The sequence below is a fragment of the Streptomyces sp. NPDC127106 genome, assembly GCF_042677605.1.
Taxonomy (GTDB): Bacteria; Actinomycetota; Actinomycetes; order Streptomycetales; family Streptomycetaceae; genus Streptomyces.
Genome location: NZ_JBHXTC010000003.1, coordinates 247,452 through 252,456, shown reverse-complemented (window position 1 = coordinate 252,456; position 5,005 = coordinate 247,452). Strand labels below are relative to the sequence as shown.

Genomic DNA, 5,005 nt, shown 5'->3' with positions numbered 1-5,005 from the left:
GTCCCCCTTTGTGTGCCCACCCACACCCCCCGGGGGGGGGGGCGGGGCGCGGGGGGGGCGCGCCCCGCGCCCCCCCCCCCCCCCGGGGCCCCCCCCCGGACCGGAGGCCCGTGGCGGGCTCAGTCGCCCAGTACCCGCCTCAGGTAGTCGTTGCCGAAGAGGCGGTCCGGGTCCAGCCGGTCCCGCAGGGCGGTGAACTCGCCGAAGCGCGGGTAGGCCTCGGCGAAGTACCGCGCGTCCCGCGTGTGCACCTTGCCCCAGTGCGGCCGCCCGCCGTACGCGGTGAAGATGCGCTCGGCGGCGGTGAAGTAGGCCTGGTACGGGGTGCCTTTGTACATGTGCACGGCGATGTACGCCGTGTCCCGCCCGGAGGCCGTGGACAGCGTGATGTCGTCCGCCGGGGCCGTGCGCACCTCCACGGGGAAGCTGATGCGCAGCCGGGAGCGGTCGACCATGGCCTTGAGCTCCCGCAGCGCCTCGACGGCGTGCTCGCGCGCAAGGGCGTACTCCATCTCCACGAACCGCACCCGGCGCGGGCTGGTGAACACCCTGTACGGGATGTCGGTGTAGGTGCGCGCGGACAGGGCGCGGCTGGCGACCCGGGCGATGCCGGGTATGGCCGCCGGGACGGCGCGGCCCAGGGAGTTGACGGCCTGGAAGACGCCGTTGGACAGCAGCTCGTCCTCGATCCAGGCGCTCACCGGCCCGGGCGGGGCGGCGGGTCCCTGGCTACGGTTGTTGCGCTTGGTGTTGCAGTTGCCGGTGTGCGGGAACCAGTAGAACTCGAAGTGCTCGTTCTCCGCGAAGTGCTCCTCGAACTCCGCGGTCACCCGGTCGAAGCGCATGGGCTCCTCACGGGCGGTCAGGAAGAACAGCGGCTCGACGGCGAAGGTGATCGCGGTGACGATGCCGAGCGCGCCCAGGCCGATGCGGGCGGCCGCGAAGACGTCCGGATGCTCCTTCTCCGAGCAGGCGAGGAGCCGTCCGTCGGCGGTGACCAGCTCCAGGCCGCGGATCTGGGCGGCGATGGAGGCGGAGTCGCGGCCCGTGCCGTGGGTGCCGGTGCTGGTCGCACCCGAGACCGTCTGCTCCATGATGTCGCCCATGTTGGCGAGCGACAGCCCCTCGGCGGCGAGGGCCCGGTTGAGGTCCTTCAGCGCCGTGCCCGCCGCCACCGTCACGGTGCCGGCGGCCCGGTCGGTGCCGAGGATCCCGGCGAGCGCCTGGGGGCGCAGGAGCACCCCGTCGGTGGCGGCGGCCGCGGTGAAGGAGTGGCCGGTGCCGACCGCCTTCACCCGCAGCCCGTCCTCGGCGGCCCGCCGCACGGCCTCCTGGACCTCCCCGACCGAGGCCGGGGCCACCACCCGGGCCGGTGCGGCGGTGACGTTGCCCGCCCAGTTACGCCACGCTGCCGGATTCCGCGGTGTGCCCGGTGCCCCCGGCTGCTGCCGTCCTGCTGTGACCGTCCCCATCGTCAGCTGGCTCCTCCCCTTGCGCCGGCCGCGTCAGCCGGCGGTAACCCGCGAACGCGACCGCCGCCGCGGCGGCCCCCGCCGAGATGGAGACGACGTACCCGGTCTTCGCGCCGGCGGCGTCGATGACCCAGCCGGCCACGGAGGACCCGAGCGCGACGCCGACCGCGAGGCCGGTGCTGATCCAGGTCATGCCCTCGGTCAGCTTCGCGCGTGGTACGTGCGCCTCGATCAGGGCCATCGTGGTGATCATCGTGGGAGCGATCGCGAGGCCCGAGACGAAGAGCGCCACGGCCAAGAACGGCAGGTTCCCGGCCAGTAGGAGGGGGATCATACTCACGGCCATCGCACACACGCCCAGTACCCAACGGCGTTCGGCCTTCCCCTTCAGGTGGAGGAGCCCGAAGACGATGCCCGCGATGCAGGACCCGGCGGCCCAGATCGCGAGGATGAAGCTGGCCGCGGACTTGTGGCCCTGCTCGTCGGCGAAGGCCAGGGTGACCACGTCGATGGAGCCGAAGATCGCGCCGGTCGCGACGAACGTGGCCATCAGCACCTGCAGGCCGGGGGAGGTCAGCGCCGACGTGCGGTCGGCGTCGCGGTCGCGGGGGTGCAGGGGCGGCTCGGTGGCGCGCTGCGCCGTCAGCCACCAGACGCCCACCAACAGGCAGAGCGCGGCGACCAGGGGGCCCGCCTCGGGGAACCAGGTGGTCGACAGGCCGATGGCGAGGATCGGGCCGAAGATGAAGCAGACCTCGTCGACGACGGACTCGAAGGAGTACGCCGTGTGCAGTTCGCGCGGCTTCTCGTGGTAGAGCGCGGTCCAGCGGGCGCGGATCATCGAGCCGACGCTCGGCACGGAGCCCGCCAGCGCAGAGAAGACGAACAGGGTCCAGTCCGGCAGCCCGTTCGCCGCGGACAGCAGGAGTCCCGCGACCGCGGCGAGCGCGATCACGGTCGCCGGGCGCAGCACCCGCCGTTGGCCGTACGCGTCCACCAGGCGGGAGACCTGCGGGCCGACGACGGCGGCCGACAGGGCCAGGGTCGCGGTGAGCGCACCGGCGAGCGCGTAGCGGCCGGTGAGCTCGGAGATCATGGTGAGGATGCCGACGCCGACCATCGACAGCGGCATCCGGCCTATGAAGCCGGCAGCGCTGAACCCCTTGGTGCCGGGGACGGCGAAGATGGCGCGGTAAGGACTGGGCAAGATGCCCTCCGTAAGGGACGTCGCTGGCCCATACAGGTTACGTGTGCCGACAGGCGCCCGCACGGGGTGATCCAGGTTGGAAGTTAGGTTCACCTTACCTGCGTGGCGGGGTGGGGCGCGGCGGGCCCCGTTCCCCGCCCCAGGAGCCGGGTGGCAGGATTCGAGGCATGTCAGACCAGCTCCGTGCCGCCGCCTCGCCCCCGGCCCAAGGCCCTGCCGGCCCCTACGACGCCCTCCTCCTCCTCTCGTTCGGTGGCCCCGAGGGCCCTGACGACGTCGTCCCCTTCCTGGAGAACGTCACGCGTGGGCGCGGCATCCCGCGCGAGCGGCTCAAGGAGGTCGGACAGCACTACTTCGGCTTCGGCGGGGTCAGCCCGATCAACGCGCAGAACCGCGAGCTGCTGGACGCGCTGCGCAAGGACTTCGCCGAGCACGGACTGGACCTGCCCGTCTACTGGGGCAACCGCAACTGGGCGCCGTACCTCACCGACGTGGTGCGGGAGATGGCCGCCGACGGGCGCCGGCGCATCGCGGTGCTGGCGACCAGCGCCTACGCCTCGTACTCGGGTTGCCGCCAGTACCGCGAGAACCTCGCGGACGCGCTGGCCGCCCTGGAGCAGGAGGGCGTCGCCGAGCTGCCGCGGGTCGACAAGCTGCGGCACTACTTCAACCACCCCGGCTTCGTGCAGCCGATGATCGACGGGGTGCTGGCGGCGCTGGAGTCGCTGCCGCAGGAGGTGCGTGCCGGAGCACACCTCGCCTTCACCACGCACTCGATCCCGACCGCCGCCGCGGACGCCTCCGGCCCGGCCGGGGACCACACCGCCGACGGCGAGGGCGGGGCGTACGTCCGGCAGCACCTGGACGTCGCGCAGCTGATCGCGGACGCGGTCCGCGCCGAGACGGGCACCGAGCTGCCCTGGGAGCTCGTCTACCAGTCGCGCAGCGGCGCCCCGCACGTCCCGTGGCTGGAGCCGGACGTCTGCGACCACCTGGAGGCGCTCCACGGGGCAGGCGCGCCGGCGGTGGTGATGGTGCCGATCGGCTTCGTCTCGGACCACATGGAGGTCCTGTACGACCTCGACACCGAGGCCCTGGCCAAGGCTGCCGAGCTGGGGCTGCCGGCGGTGCGCTCGGCGACGGTGGGGGCCGACCCGCGCTTCGCGGCGGCGGTCCGGGAGCTGGTGCTGGAACGGGCCGCGGCGGAGCGGGGCGAGCCGGTGGAGCGGTGCGCCCTGGGGCTGCTCGGGCCGAGCCACGACCTGTGCCCGGTCGGCTGCTGCCCGGCGCGGACCGCCCGGCCGGCGGCCGCGGGTGCCGACAGCCCGTACGCGTGAAGGGGGAGCGGACGTGACATCCGAGACGCACGCGGGACCCGGGGTCCCGGAGGGCCTGGCGGCCGAGCTGTTGGAGGTGGCCCACGAGGCCGCCCGGGCCGCCGGCGCACTGCTGCGGGACGGCAGGCCGGCCGATCTGGCGGTGGCCGCGACGAAGAGCAGCCCGATCGACGTGGTGACCGAGATGGACCTCGCCGCGGAGAAGCTGATCACCGATGTCCTGGAGCGGCGGCGGCCGCACGACGGGCTCCTGGGCGAGGAGGGCGCGGACCGGCGGGGCACCAGCGGGGTGCGCTGGGTCGTGGACCCGCTGGACGGCACCGTCAACTACTTGTACGGGCTGCCCGCCTGGAGCGTGTCCATCGCGGCCGAGTACGAGGGGGAGACCCTGGTCGGCGTCGTGGCGGCCCCGATGCGCGGCGAGACCTTCCACGCGGTGCTCGGCGGCGGGGCGTGGCTGGGGGACACCCGGCTCGCCTGCCGGGCGGCCGCACCCCTGGACCGGGCCCTGGTGGCCACCGGCTTCGCCTACCTCCAGCCCCGCAGGGCCCAGCAGGCGCAGGTCGCGCAGCAGGTGATCCCCCGGGTGCGCGACATCCGGCGGGGCGGGTCGGCGGCCATCGACCTCTGCGACGTGGCCGCGGGGCGGCTGGACGCCTACTACGAGCGGGGGCTCAACCCCTGGGACCTGGCGGCGGGGGTGCTGATCGCCCGTGAGGCGGGGGCGCTGACCGGCGGCCGGCCGGGGCGGCCCGCCTCCGGCGAGCTGGCGCTCGCGGGCACGCCGGCCGTGTTCGAGGCGCTCCAGCCGCTGCTGGAGGCGGCCGGGGCCTGGCACGACTGACGGCGCACGGGCGCCAGACGTACCCAGACGTATCCAGACGTACAGGGACCCCGGCCCCCCACCGTAGGCCCGGGGTACGGGGTGGGGGGTGGGATAAGAGATGTGTGTAAGTGCACCCGAGTGATTGGGGGGAGAGGTGTGGGAT

The 5,005-nt window shown here is 73.9% G+C and carries 4 protein-coding genes; 2 read left to right on the top strand and 2 right to left on the bottom strand.

Annotated elements, in window-relative coordinates:
* Positions 1–119: 119 nt before the first annotated feature.
* On the bottom strand, positions 120–1,472 hold the full coding sequence (locus ACFVGY_RS05540) for a D-arabinono-1,4-lactone oxidase (protein ID WP_385671398.1): 1,353 nt from the start codon (positions 1,470–1,472) through the stop codon (positions 120–122).
* A complete protein-coding gene (locus ACFVGY_RS05535; RefSeq protein WP_385671395.1) occupies positions 1,399–2,679 on the bottom strand; it encodes an MFS transporter in 1,281 nt (426 codons plus the stop codon). The genes ACFVGY_RS05540 and ACFVGY_RS05535 overlap by 74 nt, the downstream gene beginning before the upstream one ends.
* Positions 2,680–2,846: 167 nt before the next feature.
* On the opposite strand from ACFVGY_RS05535, the gene ACFVGY_RS05530 reads away from it, so the two are divergent.
* Together ACFVGY_RS05530 and ACFVGY_RS05525 are read left to right on the top strand one after the other, a co-directional pair.
* Complete coding sequence (locus tag ACFVGY_RS05530) at positions 2,847–4,016, top strand: ferrochelatase (RefSeq protein ID WP_385671393.1); 1,170 nt, start codon at positions 2,847–2,849, stop codon at positions 4,014–4,016.
* A 13-nt stretch (positions 4,017–4,029) separates the two neighbouring features.
* A complete protein-coding gene (locus tag ACFVGY_RS05525; RefSeq protein ID WP_385671390.1) occupies positions 4,030–4,860 on the top strand; it encodes an inositol monophosphatase family protein in 831 nt (276 codons plus the stop codon).
* Positions 4,861–5,005: the final 145 nt, after the last annotated feature.

Bases quoted from the DNA above. Each gene is read 5' to 3' on its own strand.
- ACFVGY_RS05540 (WP_385671398.1), bottom strand. From the start codon at position 1,472: ATGGGGACGGTCACAGCAGGACGGCAGCAGCCGGGGGCACCGGGCACA.
- ACFVGY_RS05530 (WP_385671393.1), top strand. From the start codon at position 2,847: ATGTCAGACCAGCTCCGTGCCGCCGCCTCGCCCCCGGCCCAAGGCCCT.